A 25,478-nucleotide genomic window follows, 5' to 3' on the forward strand; every position below is an offset into this window, starting at 1 on the left:
TATTTCACTTTTCTTCGCCTATGCTCCTGTTCTTCACCCATGTTCCTCTTTTGGAAGCACAAGTTTGAAATACATCGCCTCAGGAAGCCTGTGGAAACTCTTTCAACATTTCCCCCACAATACGGCGAATTTCAGCTTCCCTTGCAGAGGGTGTTTCATCTTCACTTAACTGTTCGGTGGATTCCGCGCTCCATATCACTCTGGAAGTCGCAGGATCGATCATTTCCAACACCAAACGTCCACGTATCACTTCTGTGGCAGGAGGCCTGGTTTGCATGGATATACCCACACCGGTGTGACCGCTGGCGATTCCATAACCAATCCCATAGCTGAAGCCTTCACGCCGGATTTCCTTATCTTTCTTGATATGCCAGCTAGTGATAATTTCCGCCTCAGTCGGCTCTACCAGGGTATAACCCTTGTTTCTCATGAACAGCATAACGGCATTTTTTACCCGCTCATCCGTCAGCGACATGGATGACGTCGTGTCGTCATTCAAATTTATCGCGTAACGGTCCAGGCCCTGAAAACTCGTTCCCGGCTGATAATCGACAAGGACTTTGGGACCGGCACAGCCGCCCAGGATCATGAATATTGTTAAGCAACAGCCAGCTATTACCTTCATGTTACTCTCCAAAGTTATCCGCTATAGGGTCCCGGCTACTTGAAGTCCGCGTTCTTTAATCTGACATCGACTTCACCGATGACGTCGATGTCGCCCCTCATCAGCACAACTACCTGCTTCTGTGGATCAACAAACAGCCTGACCGTTCCCTTGAAACCAAGAAAATCAAAATTTTCCGCCTGACCTGTTCCTTTCCATGGGGACGCCGACATCAAAATTTCCTGCGTCGCTACCTTTCCCTTGATACGTTGCGCAGACCCATCCGGTAACTTTTGCTGATAATCCACTTCGGTCTGGGAATCCCCGAGAAACTTCAGGGTAAGTTCCACAATTCCGTCAGGGTCAAACAGGTAAAGCCTGTGCTGAGAATCCACTTTTGACCAGTCCAGTATATTCAGCAGATAAAACAGCCCCTCTGGTTCCATCAAGGGGACGGAGGGTTTGTCACCCGGCAATGAATAATAGTCTTCCCCAATTTTGCTCCAGTGGCTCCAATCCTGTTGTGATTCCTGATTGTTGGAAGGAAAACGTTTGATGGAATACACCTGATCCTGCAGATAACGATAGCGCCGGTAGCGCTCTTTACGGCCGGTACGCAGGGAACTTATCTGTAAAATACCGCCATTCGGATTCATCCAGGCATCAATCTGGGTATTCCTGCCCAGCACACTGGTTTCAATTTGGGTTAAGGCCACTTTTTCGGAGTCGGGTTGCAACGGCATCAAATCGGCAACGCCAAGAAGATTTTCGCGTGCCTGGGGAAGGCTCTGCCAGGATAACTGAACGCGAGTATTGGCAGTAATAAACAGCTTTCTGGCCTGATATTGAAGGTCAGCGGATCTCAACTTTTCCGGTTGGATCGGAAGGTTATCCACAGCCTGGGAAGCGCCGGGACATATAGAGAGGCAGCCCAGTATTAACCATATGAGCGGATTTGAAATACGGCGTTGTAAGTTGATTTTGAACACGTCCATCCTTCCTCTATTCCAGACTCAAAGCTTCTATTCCTAGCTCAATCCTCCTTTCCAGGCTCCCCTCTCTTTTCCAAACAAAAAAATGGAGGGGAACCATATATCAAGCTTTGGCCTTACTGATCACAGCATAGCCGGTCAACCTTAACCTAAGCTGAAAGACGGAATCTGCAAGGGTACAACTGACCCAGTGCTAAAACTCTTCCAGATTATTCAACTGGATACTCAGTGCGATCCCCGAAATATGGATTTCTACCAGACTGATGACCAGAGAGATAAATAGCAGGGCAAGGCTGATGCCCAATAACCAGCCTCCTGCGATTTCCCATTCCAGCATGAGAGTTCCCATACTCAGGGTACAACAGATAAATGCCAGTACACCCATGGTCTGCATCCAGCGAATCAGCACTATGCGTTTGCGTAAATGAAGAATCTGCTCCTTCATGTGGTGTTCTTTGGTTTCATTAAGTTGACGGTAAAGCGACCGAATCAACTGTGCCAAGACCAGAAACCGATTGGTGTATGCCAGCAACAAAAGAGAAATCGCCGGAAACAGCAATGCCGGCGTGGTAATCGTCATCATGGTGGTTGGTATCCCAAATCAGGAGACATCAGACTTATTTTTATACAGTTCGGGATCAATCCCATGCTTTTTCACGATCTTGAAGAAATCTGATCGATTCCGGTCGGCCAGTCGCGCCGCCTCGGGAATACTCCCACTGGCTTGATTGAGCAGACGCTCTACATACTCACGCTCAAATCGACGTTTGGCTTCGGACAAACTGACCTGTGTATCCTGAACCTTCTGCTTTTGCGGCAGGGTTTGTGATACCAGCTCCCGGGAGATTACCTGGCTGGCGGACAACGCATGACATTTTTCACTGAAGTTCATCAATTCCCGAACATTACCTGGCCAGGGATATGCCAACAGACACTCCAGCGCCTCCGGCGCTACACGTTTGGCAGACTGGTTGTATCGCTGCCCCAGTTGCTCAAGAAAGTGGTTGAGCAGCAAAGGCACGTCTTCCCTTCGCTCACGAAGTGCGGGAAGCTCAAAATTCACCACGTTAAGACGGTAATAAAGATCTTCCCGGAAACAGTTTTCCTCGATCATTTCGAGCAGATTTTTGTGCGTTGCGGAAATCACCCTGATATTCACGTCCACATATTCCGTGGAACCTACCGGCTTGATCTGACGCTCCTGCAACACCCTCAGCAGCTTCACCTGCAGATGAATCGGCATATCACCAATTTCATCCAGGAACAGGGTCCCTCCTTCAGCCGCCAGGAATAAACCTTTATGGTCCCGGCTAGCGCCGGTAAAGGCCCCCTTGACGTGGCCGAACAGCTCAGACTCAAGTAACTCTTCCGGAATCGCCCCACAGTTGATGGCAATAAAAGGCTTACTGTGCCGTGCACTGAATTCGTGTATGGCTTTGGCCAACACTTCCTTCCCGGTTCCACTCTCGCCCTGAATCATTACATTCACATCGCTTTGGGCGACCAGTCTTGCCTGTTCCAGAATCTGGAACATTTTGCTACTACGGGTAATAAATCCCGGTAGTCCGCTTCCTGCGGATTCAACACCCTTCTGGGATGCCACAGCTTTTTCCAGAGTAGCGCGCAATTCCTCGCGATCCACAGGCTTGGTCAGAAATGCAAAAGCCCCCTTCTGGGTCGCTACCACCGCATCCCGGATGGAACCATGCGCTGTCAGCATGATGACAGGCAGCCCCGGGTGTTGCTTCTGAATCTGGTCCAGTAAGCCCAGCCCATCCATTTCTTCCATGCGCAGATCGGAAATCACCACTGCCGGGGGCTTGCGACGGATTTCCACCAACGCTTCCTCTCCGCTGGTCACCTGCCGATTGCTGTATCCCAGAGCTTTCAGCCTCATGGACATTAGCTGTAGCAATCCCGTATCGTCATCCACGACCAGAACATCCGCGTATTGTGCAGTCTCTGTCATGGCTTAACCTCCTCCTTACGTTGACTGATACCTTCTTCGATATCACTGATCGCCTGTATGGTCTGATCGAGTTTCTTCTGCAACTTGCCGATTTCATTCAGATGAAATTGCTGGCTCTCAGAAAAAACTGCCAATAGGGAGGTGAAGTTTTCCACTGAAGTGGGCATTTCTCTTCCTTCCTGCTGTAAGCTCTTGACGGCAATCGCCATCTTTCCTGGATAGAGTTCCGGTTCACAACTGGCAATCAGCAATTGTTCAAAGCGACTGGGAACCGTATCCTGATCAAAGTTTTCCATTGCCTGATGGCGCGCCTTATCAGAGACGCCGCACCAGCGATCACGATAGGCCAGTATCGTATCCGTATCAGGATTATGATTTCTGGCCAGCAATGGCTGTGACGAAGGCTCAAGGGATACTTTCGTCCTCGTCACCTGACAGGCACTGAGAGTCATCAACAGCCCGGTCAGTAAACATATTTTGGCCATCCATAGCCTTCTATTCCGATGAATATTCAATAAATTTTCTATCATTTAACCTTCATTCCGATCTGGGCTTGGCAAGTCAGTTCCTCAAGCGGGAGACATCGATACCTGGATACCTTCTGCTCCCCTGATTAGCCCAAAGCCGATGTTTATGCACAATTAGGGCCAACGAACCATTACTCTGGCCGGTTATCCACTGCTAAAAGGCAATTCTGATTCGAGTACCGCAGGGTTCATGGTCCTGTATTTCAATCGCACCATCCAACTGATTGACGCACTCGCCTACAATGGCCAATCCAAGGCCGCTTCCCTTGGTAGATCCCTCACGTTTATTGGTTCCCTGATAAAACGGGGCAAATATCTTATCCCGCTCCTGAGGCGGAATTCCGGGCCCCTGATCCGCGATTTCCATCCACCAGTGTTGCTGATTTCGTCCCCAACGCACACTGACCCTTCCTCCCGTCGGGGAAAAGTGCAACGCGTTACTCAGCAAGTTAGCCGCCACCATCTGTAACAGCATGGCGTCTGTTTCAACATCCAGGTCTTCTCCCTCGAGCAGAACCTCCAGCTGCCGCGAGCGGATCAGCGTGTCATAATTCTGCCTGACTTGCTGTAACAGAGGTCCCAACGCCACCATTTCAGTATTACCACCAGCAGCAAGCCGCACGCTGTTGAAGTTCAGCAACTGATGGATCATATCCTGAAGTCTGGCCGCATTTTCAGAAAGTATTGCCACCACACTGCGCTGTTCATCTGTCAAAGGCCCCGGAACCTCCTCCTGCAGGAGCGCACTGGCCTCAAACATTGCGGCCAAAGGAGTTTTCAACTCATGGGTCACATGCCGTAGAAACGTATTTTTCTGGCTTTCAATTGTCTTCAGAGTCACCCTCAACCAATCCAGTCGTTCACCCAGAATTTTAAGTTCCTGAGGGCCTTCCATTGAGGTTGAGTGCTCCAGATCACCACGACCGATCTGGCCGATAATCGTGGACAGCCGGTTCATGGGTTTGGCGATCATATAGGTCCAAAAGAACTGAAACGTAATGGAAGCAGGGAGCGCCAACAAACCCAGTAAAGCCAGATACCACTGGGTATTCTCAAAGGCATCCTTTTGACTTTGCAGCCCCTCACTGACCAATGTATGGGTGAGGTCACTGATCCTGGAAAGAATATCTGTTGCCTGATTAAAGGTTTCCGTCAGTTGGCCCAGTGCTTTTGCCTGGGACGGCTCCTGTGCCAGTGGTTCCAATTTGGATGACCGCAAAAGCAGTAACAGACGATCCAGGCTCTGCTGTAACTGCTCGGAAGCCGCCGCACTTTTGAAGGTCAATACCAGGTCTCGCAGATTGTTGTATTTCTCCTGGTAGATGGCACCAAACCGCTCATCTCTCAGCACCGCAAACTGTCGTGCCGAACGCTCCAGTTCCTTCACCTGATCCTGCAGTCCCACCAACTGCCGATTCACCACAACAGCGGTTTCCACAAGCTCCTGCTGCTTCCGGTTATGCTGCTCCATGGACCAGATTGCATACGCGACTGCCGCAATTAGCGGTAAACCTGCCAACAATGTTCCCAATGCCCACTGACGTGCAAGAGGCATGGAATTAAGAACTGATTTCATTGATAACCTGATCAGACATTACTTATCCACATTCTTTTCTCACCTTACCGATTTCAAAAGCGCTGTACCATGGTTTCATTTTTGCAACACATTAACTCTTTGAAAGTTAACGAATTTTAAAATTGCCCAATTTTTACTCCGTTGCACATATGCAACATACACCTGAGAGAACTACCTCAGTGTCACTGTGCAAAAGCCCATATCCATATGTTTTAAAAGGATTATTTATTACTGGCATAGGTTTTGACATAGATTACTTCAATGAAGGTCACGACTGTCCTGAAGAAGTCATGAGAACCGTGTTTGGTTATGTAAAAGGAGAGACCACATGAAATCGACTCTAAGCTTCCTGTTCACACTGCTGGCATTGTTTACAGCGGCATTAATTGCTGCACCAAAGTCCCGCAGAACAGCGCATAGTGGCCAATCCGGCATGGATAAAGCCGGCATTAATCCTGCGAAAAACGCCAACGTTTAAGTCACCTTCAAACCACGAGTTTACGTTGGCAAGTACGAGTTTATGTTGGAAAGAGTGTTGGAAAGAGTAAGGAGGTTAGCAATGAATATTGTAGAGCCCAGCGAATACCTGAAATGGACACTGGTTGCAATTTTGCTCTCCATTTCAAGCGTATTTTGCTCATTTACAGCTTATTCGGAAGAACTCGGTGATCAGCCTACGGGCACCACCGCTGAAGCCGCTGCTGATACCGGCGGCATGCAAAGTGTAAAAAACGAAAGCGTTGAAGACATGTTTGTAGAAGGCTGGCGGGAAGGTGTCATTGAAACCCGTTACCTGATGACCGACTCACTATCCGCCAGCACCATCGATGTTGTGGTGAAAGGCTCCAAGGCTATCTTGAGTGGTACGGTCTCGAGCAACGTTGAAAAACAACTGGCAAAAGAGGTCGCCCTTTCAGTGTCGGGAATTGAGGAAGTGGATAACCAGCTAACGGTTGCCCCCAAAGAGACAGAATCCCCAGAGACAGTCGCACCTGACACCTCTAGTTCCGTGAGAGACGCCTTAATCACCACAACGATTAAGGCCCGCTACCTGGCCAGTCCACATTTAAACCCATTGGATATCAGCGTCTCCACTCATAAAGGAGTTGTAGAACTGAAGGGTGAGGTTGCCACTGAAGCACAAAAAGACCTTGCCTTTTACATTGCCCAAAATATTAAAAGCGTTAAAGAAGTACACAACCTGGTCGAACTGGATTCTTCATCCAGTTGAATCAGGCCGGTAGTCATCCATAAACAACAGAAATAGCGAATACCAAGGAGATTCCTATGTTAACTTTGACACGCAACGCAGCACTGGTCGCTTCCGTCATGTTGGTTTCAGCCTGTGCCTCCAACCAGAATCCTGAACCAGCACCGGTTGAGCAAACTCCAGAGCCGGTAGTCGTCGCTCCTGTAGAGCCAGAGCCGGTGGTTGAAGAGCCAGAAGTATTCACCCCACCACCAGCACCTTCCGCCAGGATCGAATTCGCATTTGACTCTGCAGACCTGAGTGATGCCGAGAAAGCAGACCTTCAAGCCTGGGCCACCTATCTGAATGATCTGATGATTAACCGGATAGAAATTCACGGACATGCAGACGCTGTAGGCACCGACAACTACAACCAGAAGCTGTCTGCCAAACGCGCCTATAACACGGCTGAAGCATTGAAAGGTCTGGTCGATCACCCCATCGAAATTTCGGAAGTGGCTCACGGTGAAACTGACCCGGTAGCGGATAACGCCACAGAACAGGGGCGTCATCAGAACCGTCGTGTTGAAGTGGTTATTCCAGAAGAAAAGAGCGATACCCTTGGTATGGTGACTTCTCCTGAAGAGCAGGCACAAAACGGCGACAGCTGATACGGGATTTCACCCGATAAAAATCTGCTAGTCTTAAACAGGGGGATTCTTCCCCCTGTGACGCACAGGTAATTGATGAATCGGACTCAGTATCTAGACCAGGAGGCTTCTGTATACAGGTGCGTATGCAATTAAAAACATCTTAAATCACAGGGGTAAACATCATGGATTTTATACACAGATTGAAACGGCCGGTTTCAGTGGTTCTGGCTATATTCACCCTACTTCTGGGCCTTCAGAGTTCAGTATCACGGGCAGCCATGATCAGTACCGAATCCCAACTGCAAAGTGAACAGCTGCAATATGATCGTGAACAGCTGCTACAACTGACTCAGACAGACGAAGCCAAAGACATTCTGTTGTCTATGGGAGTCAGTCCTGATGACGTGGAGAAGCGAATCAATCATATGACCCAGGAGGAGCTGGCTCAGTTTAACCAGCAAATGAATGACATGCCTGCCGGAGCAGGAGTTGTCGGAGTCATCTTATTGATATTCGTGATCCTGATCGTTCTGGATCTGTTGGGCACAACCAATATATTCCCGGTTATCAAACCCATCAGATAACGCTGTCTGATTAGTCATGCTATTGACCAGAGTCCTGCAACTAAGCTGTTTACTGTGTAGTTTGTGGGTCTCTGGTTGCGCACTTTATCCCCAATCCAATTCCCTGCTTCAAAATCCTCCAGCAGATCTGCCAATGGCAGTCGAGCTTTCGGATACCCCTTTTTTTCCACAGACCAAATACCATTGCGGACCTGCCTCCCTGGCAACGATGTTGAACAGCAGCGGTGCAGATACCCGGCCAGAACAGCTGACAAAATATGTTTATGTTCCGGACCGGCAAGGTAGCTTTCAGTTGGAGATGACCGCCACCGCCCGCAGTTTCGGCAGAGTCGTTTATCCTCTGAAACCCGACATGAAAAATATTCTGCTGGAGTTATCAGCGGGGCATCCTGTGTTGGTATTACAGAATCTCGGCTTATCCTGGACACCAGCCTGGCACTATGCGGTTGTAATAGGGTACGACCTGGAAGCTGCCGAGATAATATTGCGGTCAGGAACTGAATTCCGCCAAACCATGAACTTCGGTACGTTCGAGCGCAGCTGGAGTTATCCACAACCCTGGGCGGTTGTGGTATTAACCGCCGAGAATACACCGGCGACAGCTGATGTTCCCGGGTATGTTAAAAGCCTGGAGGACTTGGTCGTTACCGACCAGCTGGAAGCCGCCCAAAAGGGTTACGAGGCCGCTCGTATTCGTTGGCCTCAAGCGGCTTTGATTCAGTTTGGCCAGGGCAATCTTGCCTATCAGCAACAGCAGTATGAGCAGGCCGTAGAGTCTTTTTCCTCGCTGGTTAATCAACATCCTGACAATCCACAGGGCTGGAATAATCTGTCATATGCAATGGCTCAACGGGGCTGTCCACAAGCAATTCGCGCGGCAGCCTGCGCGCTCGCCATTGCCGGAAAAAACGAGCAACAGGATATGCTGACCCAGTTCAGTTCCACATCCATTGAAGTTCGCTCAATATTGTCGAATTACCCTGAAGAAAACCCGCAAAACTGTCCACAGCTTCCGAAGTGTCCTTTGTAAGGAGCACCTAGTCCAGGACGAAACACCCTTTAAACTGTGAAGTATGGATGACTTCCTGAAGGGCTGTTGTAATCAGATTGGCGAACCGTCCAATTTGAGGAGCAGACAAATGGACCAGAAAGAAGTCTGTAATCAGAGGCTGGCTGAATTCTTCCAGCAGCGGAACCACTTCTCCACGCTGTAGTTCAGATACCAGGATAAATCTGGGCAGAATCGCTAGTCCAAGCCCTTGTCTGACGCCTTCTGCCAGAGCAAAGGTATTTCCAAGACTGCTTTTGTTGGGGATATCTTTTTCTGAGAGTCCTACCTGTCCCAGCATTTGTTGCCAGCTAAACGACGTCTGCGTCCCCCGAACCAACAGACGGTGATGGGATAATTCTTCTATGGATCCGGGAATCCCATAGCGGTCGAGATAGGCCTGGCTGGCCACCAATTGTTTTCTAGACCTGACCAAAGGTTGATATTCAAGGCCAGTGGCTCCGGGTTGGCTACGTACAGCCAGATCAAACTGATTCGCAACCATATCGACCATTTCATCGCTGACGTGCAAATTAACCTCTAGCTGAGGCGCAGTATTGGCAAGCCTCGCCATGACGGCAGGCATAATGGCGCTGCCGAAATCCACAGGTACCGTCATATGTAACGTACCTTTCGGCTCCTCACTGCCAAGGTTTTCCAGGGTCAACTGCAGGCGCTTTTCGCAATCCAGATATTCCTCCACCAGCGTTTGACCGGCACTCGTCAGATGTATCCGGCTACCGGACTGACGAACAACCAACAGAAGTCCAAGCTTCTGCTCCAGCTGTCGAATCTGATAACTCACAGCAGCCTGGGAGACATGCATGGATTCTGCCGCCAGGGTGAAGCTTTGACAGCGCGCCACGGCTGCCAGGAAAGGCAGATGGCCGATCAGGTGATGAGACAAATACATAAAGAATTTTAATTTATTTGTTTAAATAAACTCGTTTCACAAATGATGATGGTTCCAGCACCATATTTTCGTCAACCAGTTTTTCTCCAGGGCTGCTCTTAAGCTCTGCTATACATTTGCTTCAGGAAACTCTTATGAGTGCAATTATGCTGGCCTTGCTGGGCTTCTTCAGCTTCACCCTGATGGATTTATCCATCAAGTGGTTACTGCAGGATTACTCTCTGGTTCAAGTCATCTTCTTTAACGGCTTGTTTGCTTTGATCGGCCTTCTGGTCTGGATCCTGCCCAAACGTCAGATATTGTATACGCGGCAGCCGGCGCTTCATTTACAACGGGCATTTCTTTTGCTGATCATCGATGCGCTCGCATTTTACAGCTATGGAGAGCTCCCGTTGGCTGAAGCTTATACCCTGATCCTGACGATGCCGTTGTTCACCGCCGTGCTGGCCATGCTATTCCGCTATGAACATTTCGACTTCCATCGGTTAAGCCTCGCACTGCTTGGATTTTCCGGTGTCTGTATTGTCCTGTCCCCCGCATTCGGCAATTTTCACTTCGCTCTTCTGGCAGCACTGGCCAGCGCCATCATCGAATCCTTCAGCTTTCTGATGATTGTGAAGCACAAGGAACGTGAACATCCCCTCGCCTTCGCATTTTACGGCATGGCATTTATGGTTCTGGTTACAGGACTATGGCCCGGTTGGTCTATCACAGAGTTTTCAGGTACGGCCTACCTGATTAGTGCCGGTGGAGGCTTCTGCTATGCGCTGGCAACCGCCTTTGTTCTTTCCGCATTTCATCGTGGATCGCCCAGCACCATCAGCAGCATGCAGTATTCCCAGCTGATCTGGGGAATGTTGCTGGGGGCTTTAATCTGGAACGAGTGGCCGGCAATACCGGCCATTATCGGAGGAAGCCTGATTGTCGTAAGCGGTCTGCTTCTGATTCGGCGGGAACACAAGACTGCCCGTGAAATGGTTGAATCCTGCTAGGAACTGTCCACACAGCTAGTGCAGGTTCAACTGATGATTCGCCGGACCCCGGCTAGCGTGCGGGGTCCGGGCTGAAATCTAGAAATGATAGGCCACACCAAAACTCAGCACAGGCCAGTATTTAATATCCTCCAGATCTTCACGATTGATGCGGTCCTCTTCCACTTCAATTTCAGAATTCAACTGCGCCCTAAGCGCCGGATTGGAATCCGCCAAAGGACTGTCTGCATCCAGTGAAACCGTTGGATTATCAGTAAACATGACGCCAAAATCCGCGCTGAAGGATAACTTGGAGTCCGGTTTGACCGCATTGCCCCAGCCCACCCCGATATAGGGCGCAAAGGCCCGGCTGTAATCAAGTTTAGCGTTCAAAGTGCCCACTTCTTCCGGCGTAAAGGTGCTGTTACCAATTTCGACATTTTCGGTGGGTGTCGCAGAACCAGTGATATCATGCTGCAGTGAGAAGAAACCACCACTCACCCTGAATCCACCGTCCATAGGATGCCAATCAAGCAGGAATCCGAGAGACAGCAGATCAAGATCAATGTTGTATTCCACATCATCCAGCTTTTTGTCGGTATCGTAGGGAAGTGTGGCAACCAAAGCGCGGAAGTTCAGACTTTCGTTTCTCAAGGGGAAGGTGACCGCAACACCAACACCGGTTGTGCCCAGGAAAGCCCCCGCACCTATGCCCTGATTCTCCATGGTCTGAAACAGGTTAATATCCTGCGATGGCCCGCCAAATTCCATACGCGCGCCCAATTGCCAAGTGTCGAAAGATACATCGTCTTTGGCCAGCATGGTGCCATAACGGAGGAATCCGGAGGTTCCGTTTTTGAATACGCCGGTGACAGATAGTCCGGCGTTGACATAACTTTTATCAGGATCTTCGTTGATCAGGGTGAAAGTCCCTGCCTGTGGTAATAGGGCAAGTTCAGCTTCTATGACCGGGGCTTCATTTTTGAAATCCTTGACGTACTCCAGTTCGAACTGGGGTATCAATACACCGAAATCGAGACTGATCGCATTACTCGCACGCCCCCCAAACCGTCCGGTAAAAGTATCAGTGGAAGTCTCGAATATGTTCAGATCCAGACCCGCATCATTGGTTTCCCGATAGCCATCCACGGTTCCCGAACGATACTCAAAGTTGGTATAGGCATCAAAGGACCAGGCTTGGTAGGCATAGGTATAGCCCGTGCCAACGGCTCCACTCAGGCTGTCACCATCGGTATCCCCACGGGCCTCCGTCGAGATACTGGAAAAACTGATAGTACGCCGGGTTTCAATGGATGACTGGCCATATCCGAGCAACCAGTCGATATACCATTTGTCAGTAGGGTAGTAGTTACCATATAAGGATAGATTCCAACCATCCACATCCAGCTCGGTACCACCGCCATCTTCCTTGGTTTCTGATGTGTTATAACCCAGTGCAGCCCCCATGACGATCTTGTTGGTAAACCGATAGTCCACCCCAGCGAGGATTTCCTGCCCATCCACTTCAAAACTGTTTTCCTTGTTCCTGGCATCACCGTCACCATAGCTGAGAGTTCCGGTAATGAATCCTCCCAGTCTTCCGGAGCTTCCTTCTTCCCCCGCATTTCCACCCTGCATATATCCGTCTATCAATCCGCCGAGATTGACATTCTCACCATTGATATCGGCACGAAGCCCGCTCAGGCTGACACCTGGAACCCCGGTACGCAATTCCTGCAGACGAGCTCCGATGCTTTTAATCTGGCCTTCCGCCATGCCTTTCATGGACCGGGCTTGGGCACCTATTTGTCGTAGAAGTATTTCTTCGAGTGCACTATCAAGCTCCGAACCGGTAAGACTTAAGAGCACACTACAGGTTTGAGCCAAATCGGTATCAGTTGGGCCTAATGTACCTTCGTTATTGGCTTCACAGGCGGTCTGTAACACATTGGCTAAACTGCTTTGAGCATCGTCATCTCCGCCGTTGGCAATGGGATCCAAAGTCGGATCAAGCGTAATGGTAACCGTCGCTGCCGTACTGGTAGAGCTGCCTGACACCAGACGGTAGGTAAAGCTGGTGGTACCTCCATCACCCAGGTCATCTGGAGGAGTATATGCATAGAGCCCACTCACTCCTGTGGTAGACAGTTTCCCTATGCCTGGTTGAGTCAATATTTCCAGGCTAACGCCGGAACTCGGGCGTATGTCGTTTTCCGCCGGATACAGATTGATCACATCACCGCTACTCACATACTCATCATCAACAGCTTCCAATGTTGATGTACTGGTTACGATATTCAGGCTGACAGTTGTCGGAGAACTTTCCCCTCTGATGTCACGCACCACATAGGTAAAAGTGACCATCCCTGTGTAGCCATCGATGGGGTTAACGTTAACTGAGAAATTATCATCCGGATCAGCCTGGACCGTACCGGCACCAGAGTCCGATAAAGCACTGACGGAGACAATTTTAATATAATCAATGGCTTCCTGTGTCGAGACTTCCAGACGATCATTGGCCGTAACAACGAGGGTTTCTGAGCCTTCACTGGAGTTGATGGTATAGCTGTCGGCCACACCTGTCGCGGCCTGAACACCGGAGGGTAGAACTACCATGCCGACAAGTATGAAAACAGCACTGAGAAGTCGAATGCCCCTGAATGTCCTGCAGGAACAGAGAGGTTGATGTTTCATGTTAAGTCCGCCTTGTTGTTACAGAGGGTCACCGACTGCTTACCAGGCTGGTACTGATAACAATGACGAATCAGTTTTATTGTCAGAAATTGATGCTGTCTGGATATTTAGTGTAGAAAAGCTTTTGTGGAACGGAAAGAAAATAGCTTGGATTGATAGGCGTGGTTTTTTGACATGGTTTCAATCGCCGCCACAGCCACCGCCACAACCGCTGTCGCCTCCACTGTCACCACCGCAACCGCTATCACCTCCACAACCCGACGCGCAGCCAATATGACCCGCACAATATTTCTCTGCGCCAGGAGTAGTGCAGTCGATGGCATAAGTAAATCCATCAGGAATGGAAAGATTGCTATCTATGGCAAATAGCAAGGGAAGCTTTTCAGGTGCTTTACGGTTAATTTTCTCGCGGACACAAGACAATCGCCACGCACGCCTGATTCCTTCCTGTGCCTGGGTTGGGGATTTCATCGCCTCAGCAGGGGTATGGTGCAAAAATCTACCCAAATGTCGTCGGCAGAATGCATCATAGGCTCTGGTGAACAATATAAACTCATGCCACGCCACATCAACGACCTGAGAAGGCATACTGACCATTCGCCTGTGAGATTGATTGCAAAGATGAAAATACTCCCGCAGGCCTTCCATTACCTGATAGCACTGGAGGTCATCAAGGTGGGGATATTTCTGTTTTACCTTGCGCGACAACACCTGGGGAAATTGAAATTGGTCGAGTCTGGCCGCTCGAATCTTGCGACGTAATACGCCAAATATCGTCAGGAAAACGATCCCAAAAAAAATGAAAACGACCCACTTCAACATATTGTCCATATGTGTCACCTGTGCCAAACCGCAGTATCACCTGTAGCAAACAATAGTGTCACCTGTACCAAATAATTGTGTCACCGATACCTAACACACAAAATTCATTATGCTCCTTTCCCTCACTTCAACACTTCCCTTATACCCGTAAAGTATCATCGCTCAAAGGCTGGGCAGCTATAATTATAGGGCCAGACACCTAACCCTGCTTTGGCAGTTCAAGGGTTGATTTCAGAATGCCGGAGGTGAACATCATGACTATTGCCTACCACGTTCGCACATTTCTGAACGAACATAATATTCGCTACGACATTGTCCATCATCCATACAGTGAAGGGGCGATCCAGACCGCCATATCTGCACAGATACCACTAGCTAACATGGCTAAAGCGATCATTCTCCAGGATCATGACGGTCACTGTCTGATGGCAGTGATACCTTCCAACCACAAGTTGAAACTCAGAGCACTGGAAAAACTGACCCAAAGAGGACTTCATCTGGCTTCCGAAAGCCTGTTATTCGATATTTTTGACGATTGCGAACCTGGCGCCATTCCCGCTATTGGCCCGGCGTACAGGATGGAAACCTATCTTGATGAATCACTCCTGAGCCACCCGGATATCTATCTGGAATGTGGAGATCATCAGAATGTCATGCATATGGGGAAAGAACAATTTGCCCAACTCATGGCCAATACCAAGAAGGGCCAGATCAGTGCATCAATGCAGCCTGATTCACCCTATCACGGTACCGATCCGCGCTTCGTCTGGACACATTGAATGGGAGAGCCTGATATTCAGGGCTCTCCGGACGACATGGATGTTGTCTACAACTCGTAACGCAGGCCAACATTGACCTGGAAAGCGGTGGTATTCTCGTATCCCAGGATCTGACTGTAGTCTCCAAACACCGACCAGCCACGCGCCAGCACAGCAGAACTGCCCACTCTCAATTGATAGAACAGGTTTTCTTCTCCCTCGGAGCCCAGTTCGAAACTTTGCTGGTTAGGATCCTGAACAAATACAAAAGACACTGAACCGTAATTGTTGCTGGTTTCATTGACCACACTAAGGCCGACGTATGGTAGCAGTACGCCCCAATCCTGGCTGATAGCATAGGATGCATCCAAGCCCGCTTTAAAGGTGTATTGCTTGAGAGTCTGTTCATCCACCGCCATTTCATATCCCTCGCCTCCGGTCTCTTCAAAGGCATCGATATCCATGGTGATATAGTCGGCCCGAACATAAGGTGTGAGACTCAGAGCATCCAGAGATATTGGATAATCCGCCTGCAGGCTGGCGAAGTATTGAGCGGCATCTGTATTCCCTTTGATCTTTGCATCAAAGGTCGTGCCGGATTCATCGTATTGAATGTTGCGCTGGGTATCGAATGATCCCCGTTCGGTTCCTGCCTGAACATCCAGGTTAAGCCCACGCCAGTTGCTGGTTGTATAGAGGGTAACAGAATATAGATCTGAGTTGGTTGAACCACCAGAACCGTCATAATCAAGGTCGTGCTTGGTCCAGCCGACAGCTACCCCAGCTAGCAACGCTGGCGTAAAGCGGCGATCCACCCCCATGGTGACACCGGTAGCGGAATACTCGTATCCCGCTTCCAAGGAGGTGGAATCGCGCTCTACATCGGAATAATGAGCACTGGCAAATACGCCGTACTCAGGAAATGAACTATCACCGGCAGCTCCGCCATTGATGGGGAGATCATAGCCGTTTAATGAGAATGCAACGTTGGAACCGCCAACCTTGCGTTGTTGCATGCGATGGCTGACTTTATCCATCTGCATTCTGGTAGATTCAGAGCTTACCCGTTTCAATGCGAGCATTTCTTCAGGTGAGATCATTCTCAGTATGTCATTGAGTTTCTCCGGAGATTCCTCAGCCAGCTTTGCCAGAGCCAGGCAGCGATCTCTCAGGTTTTTTGGTGAACCCTCGTCAGCAATTAGATCATCACAGGCGAGATCCAGCTGTCCGGCCACCTTTTTGTTATTGGTGCCGGTGACTTCGTTTTCTATCGTCTGAGAAGAGGGTTCTTCCGTTATTGCATTAACAGTTACTGTTACAGTTGCGATATCTGTTTCGGTTGCTTCAGTAATGCTATCTATAGATACGATGGTATAGGTAAAGGTATCCGTATCGTTAGCAAAGCCGCTATTGGGGGTGTATGTTGCAAAGGAAGAACCCTCAACCCAGTCCACAGATCCGTTGTCAGCGCCGCCGACAAATTGAATGGAAATTGGATCACCCTCTGCGTCGGTATCATTAGCCAACAATTCGATTTTGACCGATTGACCCGGATCCGTTGTAGCATTGTCATCCACAGCAACTGGTGCGGTAGCCTCTGCAAAAGCACTCAACAAAAATATAGGCAGAACTAAGGAGACTCTCTTGAGTATTTCCATGATGATTCCTATCTTCAAAATTGTTCTTCTTAAAAGAGCGTAACGACAACCATTGCTTGATTAATTTCCATCATTCTCGGCAATGCACTTAGCAAGAGAGTCTTTAGCGTCACTCCCTGTCTCTTCATAGACAGGAAAGTTCTACACCTTTTTACTAGATGATTTCAGCCTGTTATCTGGCATAGCGTTATTTGAGCCTTTTACCCATCACCGCGATACATCTCTGCTCTAAATAATATCCTTATCAGCATAAACACGATGGTAAATTTATACTCACACTCTGATTGAATTTTAACCAGTGTTTGCTATACCTAAGAACTAGAAGATTCCGTTAAACAGTACCCTAAATCCAATATAGAAGGTGTCGTTATGCCTGGGATTGTAACCAAGGGACTAATAATCATAGGGATTCAAATTCTTTCCGTTGCTTTTGTCAACTCCGCCATCGCCAAACCAGTCCAAGTATGTGACGACGGTGCCGAATGGCCACCCTACATCTACTACCAACGCGACAACAATACCATCAACAAGGAACAGCTGACAGGCGCGACCAAGGATCTGATGGACCGGATTTTTTCCATTGCCGGACTCGAATACACCGTTGAATTGATCCCCTGGAATCGATGCCTCAATGAGGTTAAGAGCGGCTCCCGCTATGAAATGCTGAGTAATGCCGGGTCCAATCCGGAGCGCATGGAGAATTACCACCGAAGCCTGGCAATTTATTCCACCACCCCAGGGGTGTTCTTTTCCAAAACCAAATTCCCCCAAGGTGTGAAGCTAAGTGGGGCAAAAGACCTCAATCAATATAAATTATGTGGCATAAGAGGTTACAACTATGAGATGTATTTAAAAGCCGGGGTTAAAGATGAAGTAGACATGGGCACCGATAATGCGCAGGCAACGCTTTCCAAGGTGCTCAGTGGCCGGTGCGATATATTTCTAAGCATTATTGAGCCGATTTTCGGCGCAGTGGCGATAGGTCAATACCAGCTGGATGCCAACTTGTCCCATGAACCCGTGCCAGGTATCGAGCCGACCAAATTCTATCTTTGGGTTTCCAGAAAGTCCTCCAGAGCAGAGGACTTGCTGGAAAAGGTAAACCAGGGCATCCGCCAGCTTCAGGAAAACGGCGAAGCCGAGACTATCTACAAGAAGTATCTCCCTGGCGGAACTGGCTTATAAGAATGCTTTTGCTGCGACTATAGCAATTAACAGCCACTACAAAGATTAGTGGAAGGCGCTCGTCATGAAAGCCAAAGTCCGCAATTTCAGGCTCTGGGCACTGGGGGTTGTTGCAATTCTTAGTGTAATACCCTCCGCCTCCAGAGCTCTCGATAACCTACCCAATATCAACATTTGTGGAGATGGGGCTGAATGGCCTCCTTATCACTATTTCCAGCGGGACGATGGTAAGGTTACCTCCAATATAGTCGGCTACGATGTGGACGTACTTCGGGCAATTCTGGAGCCTGAGGGCTATACGCTAACCTTCTTTCTCCCTCCCTGGAAACGTTGCATGTTTGAGGTGAGCAAAGGTGAACAGTTCCAAATTGCAATGAGCTCCTCATTCAACAATTCACGGGATCTGATATTCCATTTGTCGCTCCCCTACTATGAAACCACCCCTCATTATTTTTATTCCAAAATGCAATATCCGAATGGACTTCGGGTGGATAAAGTCACAGACCTATATAACTATAAAGGCTGTGGATTGTTGGGATATAACTACGCCGGATTTGGAATCACCAATGAGCTGATCAACACCAGTGCCAATAATTTTGAGCAAGTCATAAAGATGACCCATCGAGGACGTTGTGACTACTTCCTGGCACGGTTTGAGATCTTTATGGGGTTTCGTTGGATCGGGCAAAATTTTCCGATGGATCCGGACCTTTCGCACTCCAAAGTCCCCGGAAATTCGGGCGACCCTTTTCACTTTTTGATCTCCCGTAATCACCCCCAGTCTGCCAGACTGGTGGAATTGGTTAATAACGGAATCACCCGATTAAAAGGAAACGGTCAGCTTTCCGAGTTGTTGAATAAGTACTTCAAGGATTTATAACAAAGCCTGTCCGGAGAACCTTAGGTCCTCCATCGAACAGGCCTTGTTTTTTCACTGTGCTCGATCCGAGTCCTCTCACTGGGTCAGCTTGAGCACTCGTTACCGGGCCATCTTGAGCACTACTGTCTGCCCTGTCAGTTTGTCGTTATATGACGCAGACAGACTGATACCTGAGTACGATTCAAAGGCATGCAGCATCACATGGTAGGTACCCTGCTCCGGTTCATCATATGAACATACTTCCTGCTGGGTGGTTTTATATGGACGACAATCCCAACTGTTCAGTGTTGGTTGCTTGTTGGCGCTCACATACATATCAGAATCGCCCTGACCGCCGGATATCTCAATTTTTAGTTCTCTGGCACCTGCGGGAACTTCCATGTGATAGTAGGCTTTATTGTCCTTGCTCGCCGACAGGTCTGGTTCGACCTGGCCATTGACCAATTCCGGGTTCTTCTCCGGGTCATACTCATACCCGACTTTAAAGGTGATTCCGGAATAGTCGGAAAACGCATGCAGCATTACGTAATAATCGCCACCTTGCGGTGTCGCATAGCTGCAGGTTTCTTCCTGGGTGGTTTTGTATGGACGGCAGTCATAGTCGTTTAATGTTGGCCGGTTATTCCTGTCGACATACATATCCATATCGCCTGACCCGCCTGAAATACCAAAAGAAAGATTTCTCGATCCTACCGGAACGGCCAGCACATAATATTTCATATCGCCCTGGTCGGCATTGAGATCACGAATGACATCGCCATTCTGCAATTCAACATCCGGTGTACCTGGATCGGATGTCCCCGGATTATAGAGCTTGTTACTGGTACAGTACTTCGAACCGTTTTTACTCATCCAAAAGTAATTACAGTTACTGTCGTAGCTGTAGCGCCCAGTCTTCACCTTATAACCGGAAAGGTACACACCATCCAGATGATAGAAACTTCCGTCATACTTTACGCTGAAGTGCTGATGAGGACCGGTCGAACTGCCACCATTGCACAGTGCTTGTGACCGGTTATTGGCATAGTTAGCCAAACGTTGATTCTGAGCGACTTCCTGACGATTCTGGAATTGAACATTATCCAAATGATAGTAGGTCGTCGACCAACCGCCGTCATGCAAAACTTCTACGAAACAGGACGAGTGCCTGATCGCAGTACCTGCTGCTGAGGCCACCGCCCACTTATTGGAGGTATCTGATCCCCAATAACCTCCATCATTCATATCCAATGAAGATAAGGGATAATTACCACTTCCTGTATTGGTATGGGCGCCACCGAAATACCAGTCCTGCCCAACCGGAAATGGAAGTTGCAGAAGGTTTTCCGGAGGGACTAGTTCACTACCGTATGCCATGAACTTTCTAATGCCGGAGGCGCTGGCGCTGATAGGCTGGTCTGGGAATAACGATTGATATGTCTCTCCAAAATCGTTCTGATCATTTCCATTCAACAATTGAGCAAGACTCTCGGAGGCAATGTCGCTACCCACAAAAACAAGATTCGCCTTCTCGTCCTCCACCTTGCTGTAGTATGCGTCAGCCAGGCGTCTCGCAATGTCCTCTACCTGAGCACTAAACCCCGATCTGGTAGATAGATCACCAAAAGGATAGGGCTGGTTATTCAGGTTCTGCTGGCTCAAAACCCCGGTTTTCATTTCCATGATGGTCATCAGTAGTTTTGGGCTGATACCGTAGTAGCCGGACCAGTGGGTTATTACCTCTGCTTGATCAAGCATATGAGGCGCATGTCGTTTCAAATACGCTGGAACATCAAACGTCAGCATTTCCCGGGGAGTGTATATAAACTGCTCGTCAGTAATGAGATTCTCTATTGCCTGGGTTATCGGGGTAAGAACAACTAAAACACAGACAACAACATATCCAATCGTGCTTTTCATATTAAATCCCTTTAAATGTTGATTGTTTAGACGCGGCAATCTGAATTCGGCCGGTTGATTCGCCCTGGTGACTCCAAGACAGGCGAGGAATGCGAGAAATAAATGAGAACGATTCTCGCATTGTATAAATAAAGACCAATTTCAATTCAGGTGCAACTAATTCGATAAAGAGTCAATTTAAAGAGATGGACGATAGGAGGATCTAATTCCAATCAGGGGACCCTAGGGAAAACCCGAGTGTCTATCATGTAGGAAATTTCTTACAATACGCGTTTCACTTCGCCTATGGGAAAGCCCTCACCCAAACCTTAGACTACACGACCTCTGATATGTCAGGTTGTAACTCGCTTTATTTGCCCTTGTTTGGATGCCGGGTTATGGATGACCAACGAAAGGATTTATCATCGTGTTAACAGTACCGGGATATGAAGTCTACCGTGTATTAGGTCAGGGCGGCATGTCGACAGTCTTTCTGGCTAAACACATCAACCTGGGCCGGCTGGTGGCATTGAAAGTCATGTCACCTTTCTGCGCATCAGATCCTGAATTCTGTAAACGCTTTGAAACCGAATGTCGCACGGTCGCGAAGTTGAATCACCCAAATATCGTGACCGTTTATGATGTTGGCGTGGTCGACGGATTGCCGTTCATGGCAATGGAATATCTACCCAGTGGCGACATGAAAAGGCAAATCCGACAGGGAATTGATCCTGAGACCGCTGTTTCCTACGTCATCACGCTCGCAGAAACCCTGAATTATGCTCACGTTAACGGCTGTATCCATCGGGATATAAAACCGGAAAACATCCTGTTTCGTTACGATGGCTCCCCGGCCATTGCAGACTTCGGCGTCGTAAAAACCCTAGACGAAGACAATACCCGCACCGTCATTGGCACCGTTATTGGAACTCCCAGATATATGAGTCCGGAGCAGGCTCAGGGTCTTCCTGTTACTGCCGAGTCAGATTTTTACAGTCTGGGAATTATCCTCCATGAAATGCTGATGGGTCATACCCCTTTCCACGGTGACTCCAGTGTTTCACTCTTGATGAACCATTTGAATTGCCCTACCCCAAAACTCACAGGTTCACTGGCAAAATTCCAGTCATTACTCGAAGGCCTGATGGACAAGATTCCACAGGAAAGATTGTCCCGCGCACAAGACATTAGAAAGCTGGCTGAGGAATGTCTCAGAAGTTATCAAAAAAGTCAGGTAAGGGAGCGTTGGAAGGCAAGAATTCTGTTTAAAAAGACCGCTCCCACCTATGTGGCATTCAATGAAGTGAATGATCAAACCCAGGTCTGGACAACGCCTGTCCACCCAAATATGGGGGCATTGATTAATGATCAGCTAAGTCAAAGGGATCGAAACAACAGATCGTCGATTTCCAGTTTCCGGACGTCTTTACTGTCAATACTCTCCGGGATATTGATGGTACTTCCCTGCCAATCTGATTCGAACGATCTGATTGCCATCACTGCCGGGAAAAACCTGGCCACTTCAATGGGCTTCCTGGAAGCAAAGAAATTACCTGATTTCGTAGCTGATCATCATAAACTTCAGTCACCGGATAGGCCTATTCTGATGACCGATGAACACTACGAACGCTGCTGGCTTGAGTAACATCATTGCCTGCAAAGCTGGCAAATTGTCCAAGTTTGTACTAATTAACTTGAGAACATAACTTCACTTATCCCCAATTCGATTGGCCCAACGGATACAGCTTTCAGTTTGGAATGTAGGAACATGTCCAGAAAAAACAAAGCTATGGCCCAAACAAGCACTTCAAAAAGGCTCCGCAAGTCCGCCCGTGTGGATATTCTTGCGGCTGTTCTGCTAGTCAGCATTCTTACTTCAGCGACCATTCTCCTTGAAATAGATCTATTGGAAGAACTCTATACTTTTACCCGTCTGCACGAGAGTTGGGAAATAGATGAAATCTTTATGGGAGTCGTCTGGATCAGCATCGTCTCCATCATTTACGGAGCACGCCGTTTATCTGATATCAAAACGCTCAATCAAGAAATTGTCGCTAATGCCTACTACGATCCATTGACTGAATTACCTAACCGCATTCTGGCCATAGACAGACTGAAGCAGTTGCTGGCCGGTGCAAAAAGGCAAAATCAAACGATTGCAGTTCTGTTTCTTGATTTTGATAACTTCAAAACGATTAACGACAACTACGGACATGCCAATGGTGACCTACTAATCAAAAAGGTAGGTGAAAGACTTTCTAAAAAAATACGGCAGGAAGAAACGGTCGCTCGACTGGGGGGTGATGAGTTTGTGATATTACTGCACTCCGGCGACTCTACCTGCGCTATTCTGCCGACTGTACACAGAATTCTGGAGTCCCAAAGTGAGCCATATACGTTGGCAAACACAGAGGTCACGGTAAACTTCAGTATCGGCATTGCTTTATACCCTAAAGATGCCCAGTCTCCCGAAGACTTACTAAAAGCTGCCGATATGGCTATGTACCAGTCAAAGAAGCAGGGGAAAAGTCAGTTTTTGTTTTACTCGGAGGATATTGGCTCCAGACTCTCGGAGAGATATACCCTGGAAAGGGGGCTCAAAAAAGCCATTGATCGACAGGAACTTTACCTGGTCTATCAACCCCAGATAGACATCCAACAAAACAGAATTTGTGGTTATGAGGCGTTATGCCGATGGAACCATAATGGTCGGGAAATTCCGCCGGAAGTATTCATCGAAATTGCAGAAGATATCGGTCTTATCAATAAGATAGGTTGCTGGGTTATACATTCTGCAATGACCGATATGAATCACTTACTGGATAAGGATATGATCCTGGCGGTCAATATTTCCCCCAAACAAATTCTGCGGAACGACTTTGTTACTGACATTAAGGAGATGTTAAAGGAGACTGGATTCCCACCATCAAGCCTTGAGCTGGAGTTGACAGAAACCATTGTCAGCCGGGATTTCAGTATCTGCAGCAATAACCTTTTTCAGTTGCGCCAATTGGGAATCAGTATCGCCCTGGATGACTTTGGAACCGGGTATTCGTCTCTTAGCCGACTGAAGGACCTCCCCGTCAACAGGATAAAAATAGATCGTAGCTTTATTTCCGGTGGCGACAGCTACGGTATCAACATGAAAATTGTTAAGACCATTCTCTCTCTGGCAGAGATCATGAATCTGTCAGTCATCGCTGAAGGGGTGGAAAATACCAAGCAGCTGGAGATGCTGGAGAAACTTGGTTGCTATCACATGCAAGGCTACCTGTTCAGCGCTCCTGTCCGGCTTGAACAGCTAAACAGCAAGCCGGAGAAACTATTGGTGAACCATTTACCTTTTATGGAATAGGTCCTGTTTATATCTCCTAATGCATTCTTGTGGATAACTTTATCGATAACGGAGCTTATCTCGCACCCATACACCCGCGGATTTTAAGTGATCGGTCGTCCAGGAACTGCTGTCACAGGAACCGCTCTTCCATACCGCCCCGGACCGGAAATCATCGGAGTAGTTCCAGTTGGTCCAACCGATCTGCTTGGCATTCATCAGATCGTGATACCGCTGGGCCATGACAAAATCATTGTCACCGTCTCCGGTATAGGTTTGAGACCCCCATTCTGTCACAAATATCGGAAGCCGATCGGAAGCCCAGTCCAGTTCATGCAGATATTCATCCTGATGAGAGGCCGCATAAAAGTGAAAGGTATACATGATGTTGGAATAACTGATTGGGTTGTTCACAATATCTCTCGCTGAACGACCGTCGGAGATACCGAGAGACCCCCACCCATGGGTGCCTATAAATATGGGAGCGTCTTCGTCAATTTTACGAATAACAGGAATGATTTTCTCTGCATAACTCTTAATGGATGACCAGGAAACTCCATTGGGTTCATTGGCGACATCATAAATGATGTTGACGTTGTCTTTGTGCCGGTTTGCTATGTCGGTAAAAAAAGCACGTGCATTTTCAAGGTTCTCGTTAGGATCGCCAGGATCCAGTTGATGCCAGTCGACCAATGCATACATACCTCGCAGGGTTGCTTCGTCAATCAACCGGGAAACCTGTTCCGTATATCCCTCAGGATCGGTTTCATAACCGTCTTCCTGCACATAGAGTGAAATCCGTAATATGTCTGCCTTCCAGTCATTCGCAAGCACGTCCAAAGATTCGTCGGTCAGGCAGCTTCCCCAGCCGTACCATTGGATTCCATGGGTACTCATGCCTCGCAATTGCACAGGTTGATTCCGTTGGTCGCATAGCTTCGTACCACAGACGTGCAACTGGCCATTTCGCTCGATGGGGGTATCGCCGGGGCTGTCACAGCCATCAGACATAGACGGGCTCTGTTCGCCAGAGCTGTCCGCATAAGCATGTCCGCTAATCCATAACGCCGCATGTATCAATAACAACGCAGCTATTTTCTTGAGCATGGCGGATCCCTCCTGTGACATTAAATCACCTGATTATTTGAAATATTCCCTATTGTGAGAAATGCTGTATTCATCAATTCACTCGACATCACCACTTACCTACCGCGTTATACTATCGTAGATAGAGTGAGAGTGG

At 48.4% G+C, this 25,478-nt stretch carries 23 protein-coding genes; 11 read left to right on the plus strand and 12 right to left on the minus strand.

Translation table 11 applies throughout. The features are described from left to right. Positions 1-79: 79 nt before the first annotated feature. The 6 genes from BTA51_RS11960 to BTA51_RS11985 form a co-directional block, all read right to left on the minus strand. Positions 80-625: a DUF4136 domain-containing protein gene (locus BTA51_RS11960; protein ID WP_094707692.1), complete on the minus strand. Its 546-nt coding sequence runs from the start codon at positions 623-625 to the stop codon at positions 80-82. 35 nt (positions 626-660) lie between these two features. Then, positions 661-1,593 carry a hypothetical protein gene (locus BTA51_RS11965; protein ID WP_141215588.1) on the minus strand — a complete coding sequence of 311 codons (933 nt, stop codon included), beginning with the start codon at positions 1,591-1,593 and terminating at the stop codon, positions 661-663. A gap of 196 nt (positions 1,594-1,789) precedes the next feature. After that, positions 1,790-2,179: a DUF2721 domain-containing protein gene (locus BTA51_RS11970; RefSeq protein ID WP_210404821.1), complete on the minus strand. Its 390-nt coding sequence runs from the start codon at positions 2,177-2,179 to the stop codon at positions 1,790-1,792. 18 nt (positions 2,180-2,197) lie between these two features. After that, positions 2,198-3,565: a sigma 54-interacting transcriptional regulator gene (locus BTA51_RS11975; protein WP_094707694.1), complete on the minus strand. Its 1,368-nt coding sequence runs from the start codon at positions 3,563-3,565 to the stop codon at positions 2,198-2,200. Further along, positions 3,562-4,050 (minus strand): hypothetical protein, encoded by a 489-nt coding sequence (locus BTA51_RS11980; protein WP_094707695.1) that lies wholly within the window; start codon positions 4,048-4,050, stop codon positions 3,562-3,564. The genes BTA51_RS11975 and BTA51_RS11980 overlap by 4 nt, the downstream gene beginning before the upstream one ends. A 196-nt stretch (positions 4,051-4,246) precedes the next feature. Beyond that, positions 4,247-5,668 carry a sensor histidine kinase KdpD gene (locus tag BTA51_RS11985; protein ID WP_246841017.1) on the minus strand — a complete coding sequence of 474 codons (1,422 nt, stop codon included), beginning with the start codon at positions 5,666-5,668 and terminating at the stop codon, positions 4,247-4,249. Positions 5,669-5,996: 328 nt separating this feature from the next. On the opposite strand from BTA51_RS11985, the gene BTA51_RS30165 reads away from it, so the two are divergent. The 5 genes from BTA51_RS30165 to BTA51_RS12005 all read left to right on the plus strand — a co-directional run bounded on the left by BTA51_RS30165 (position 5,997) and on the right by BTA51_RS12005 (position 9,124). Beyond that, positions 5,997-6,146, plus strand: coding sequence for a hypothetical protein (locus BTA51_RS30165; RefSeq protein ID WP_168188147.1), 150 nt, complete (start codon positions 5,997-5,999; stop codon positions 6,144-6,146). A gap of 81 nt (positions 6,147-6,227) precedes the next feature. After that, positions 6,228-6,899 (plus strand): BON domain-containing protein, encoded by a 672-nt coding sequence (locus tag BTA51_RS11990; RefSeq protein WP_168188148.1) that lies wholly within the window; start codon positions 6,228-6,230, stop codon positions 6,897-6,899. 56 nt (positions 6,900-6,955) lie between these two features. Then, positions 6,956-7,528, plus strand: coding sequence for an OmpA family protein (locus BTA51_RS11995; RefSeq protein ID WP_094707697.1), 573 nt, complete (start codon positions 6,956-6,958; stop codon positions 7,526-7,528). Between the two features lie 164 nt (positions 7,529-7,692). Next, positions 7,693-8,094, plus strand: coding sequence for a PA2779 family protein (locus BTA51_RS12000; protein WP_094707698.1), 402 nt, complete (start codon positions 7,693-7,695; stop codon positions 8,092-8,094). 133 nt (positions 8,095-8,227) lie between these two features. After that, positions 8,228-9,124, plus strand: coding sequence for a PA2778 family cysteine peptidase (locus tag BTA51_RS12005; protein WP_168188149.1), 897 nt, complete (start codon positions 8,228-8,230; stop codon positions 9,122-9,124). Positions 9,125-9,131: 7 nt separating this feature from the next. On the opposite strand, the gene BTA51_RS12010 is transcribed toward BTA51_RS12005, so the two are convergent. Beyond that, positions 9,132-10,055 (minus strand): LysR family transcriptional regulator, encoded by a 924-nt coding sequence (locus BTA51_RS12010; protein WP_094707700.1) that lies wholly within the window; start codon positions 10,053-10,055, stop codon positions 9,132-9,134. Positions 10,056-10,189: 134 nt separating this feature from the next. Here BTA51_RS12010 and BTA51_RS12015 point away from each other — a divergent pair, with 134 nt between their 5' ends. Further along, positions 10,190-11,047 (plus strand): DMT family transporter, encoded by an 858-nt coding sequence (locus BTA51_RS12015; protein ID WP_094707701.1) that lies wholly within the window; start codon positions 10,190-10,192, stop codon positions 11,045-11,047. Positions 11,048-11,125: 78 nt separating this feature from the next. Here BTA51_RS12015 and BTA51_RS12020 read toward each other — a convergent pair whose 3' ends face one another. Both BTA51_RS12020 and BTA51_RS12025 read right to left on the minus strand, forming a co-directional pair. After that, the gene (locus tag BTA51_RS12020; protein ID WP_094707702.1) at positions 11,126-13,720 is read right to left on the minus strand and encodes an autotransporter domain-containing protein; all 2,595 of its coding nucleotides are present in this window, start codon (positions 13,718-13,720) and stop codon (positions 11,126-11,128) included. A gap of 180 nt (positions 13,721-13,900) precedes the next feature. Further along, the gene (locus tag BTA51_RS12025; RefSeq protein ID WP_246841018.1) at positions 13,901-14,551 is read right to left on the minus strand and encodes a hypothetical protein; all 651 of its coding nucleotides are present in this window, start codon (positions 14,549-14,551) and stop codon (positions 13,901-13,903) included. Positions 14,552-14,796: 245 nt separating this feature from the next. Between BTA51_RS12025 and BTA51_RS12030 the strand changes: the two genes are divergently transcribed. Beyond that, the gene (locus BTA51_RS12030) at positions 14,797-15,321 is read left to right on the plus strand and encodes an aminoacyl-tRNA deacylase (RefSeq protein ID WP_094707811.1); all 525 of its coding nucleotides are present in this window, start codon (positions 14,797-14,799) and stop codon (positions 15,319-15,321) included. 47 nt (positions 15,322-15,368) lie between these two features. Here the strand turns inward: BTA51_RS12030 and BTA51_RS12035 are convergent, their stop codons facing one another. Then, positions 15,369-16,958 carry an autotransporter outer membrane beta-barrel domain-containing protein gene (locus BTA51_RS12035; protein ID WP_094707703.1) on the minus strand — a complete coding sequence of 530 codons (1,590 nt, stop codon included), beginning with the start codon at positions 16,956-16,958 and terminating at the stop codon, positions 15,369-15,371. A gap of 369 nt (positions 16,959-17,327) precedes the next feature. Between BTA51_RS12035 and BTA51_RS12040 the strand changes: the two genes are divergently transcribed. Further along, the gene (locus BTA51_RS12040; RefSeq protein WP_094707704.1) at positions 17,328-18,143 is read left to right on the plus strand and encodes an ABC transporter substrate-binding protein; all 816 of its coding nucleotides are present in this window, start codon (positions 17,328-17,330) and stop codon (positions 18,141-18,143) included. A gap of 64 nt (positions 18,144-18,207) precedes the next feature. Beyond that, on the plus strand, positions 18,208-19,023 hold the full coding sequence (locus tag BTA51_RS12045) for an ABC transporter substrate-binding protein (RefSeq protein WP_094707705.1): 816 nt from the start codon (positions 18,208-18,210) through the stop codon (positions 19,021-19,023). A 99-nt stretch (positions 19,024-19,122) separates the two neighbouring features. On the opposite strand, the gene BTA51_RS12050 is transcribed toward BTA51_RS12045, so the two are convergent. Beyond that, positions 19,123-20,922 carry a pre-peptidase C-terminal domain-containing protein gene (locus BTA51_RS12050; protein WP_094707706.1) on the minus strand — a complete coding sequence of 600 codons (1,800 nt, stop codon included), beginning with the start codon at positions 20,920-20,922 and terminating at the stop codon, positions 19,123-19,125. A 406-nt stretch (positions 20,923-21,328) separates the two neighbouring features. Between BTA51_RS12050 and BTA51_RS12055 the strand changes: the two genes are divergently transcribed. Next, positions 21,329-22,546, plus strand: coding sequence for a serine/threonine-protein kinase (locus tag BTA51_RS12055; RefSeq protein ID WP_094707707.1), 1,218 nt, complete (start codon positions 21,329-21,331; stop codon positions 22,544-22,546). A gap of 123 nt (positions 22,547-22,669) precedes the next feature. Beyond that, positions 22,670-24,256: a bifunctional diguanylate cyclase/phosphodiesterase gene (locus BTA51_RS12060; protein WP_094707708.1), complete on the plus strand. Its 1,587-nt coding sequence runs from the start codon at positions 22,670-22,672 to the stop codon at positions 24,254-24,256. Between the two features lie 39 nt (positions 24,257-24,295). On the opposite strand, the gene BTA51_RS12065 is transcribed toward BTA51_RS12060, so the two are convergent. Beyond that, on the minus strand, positions 24,296-25,363 hold the full coding sequence (locus BTA51_RS12065; protein ID WP_246841019.1) for a glycoside hydrolase family 5 protein: 1,068 nt from the start codon (positions 25,361-25,363) through the stop codon (positions 24,296-24,298). Between the last annotated feature and the right edge of the window lie 115 nt (positions 25,364-25,478).

The organism is Hahella sp. CCB-MM4 (assembly GCF_002260525.1).
In the GTDB taxonomy this organism is placed as follows: Bacteria; Pseudomonadota; Gammaproteobacteria; order Pseudomonadales; family Oleiphilaceae; genus Hahella.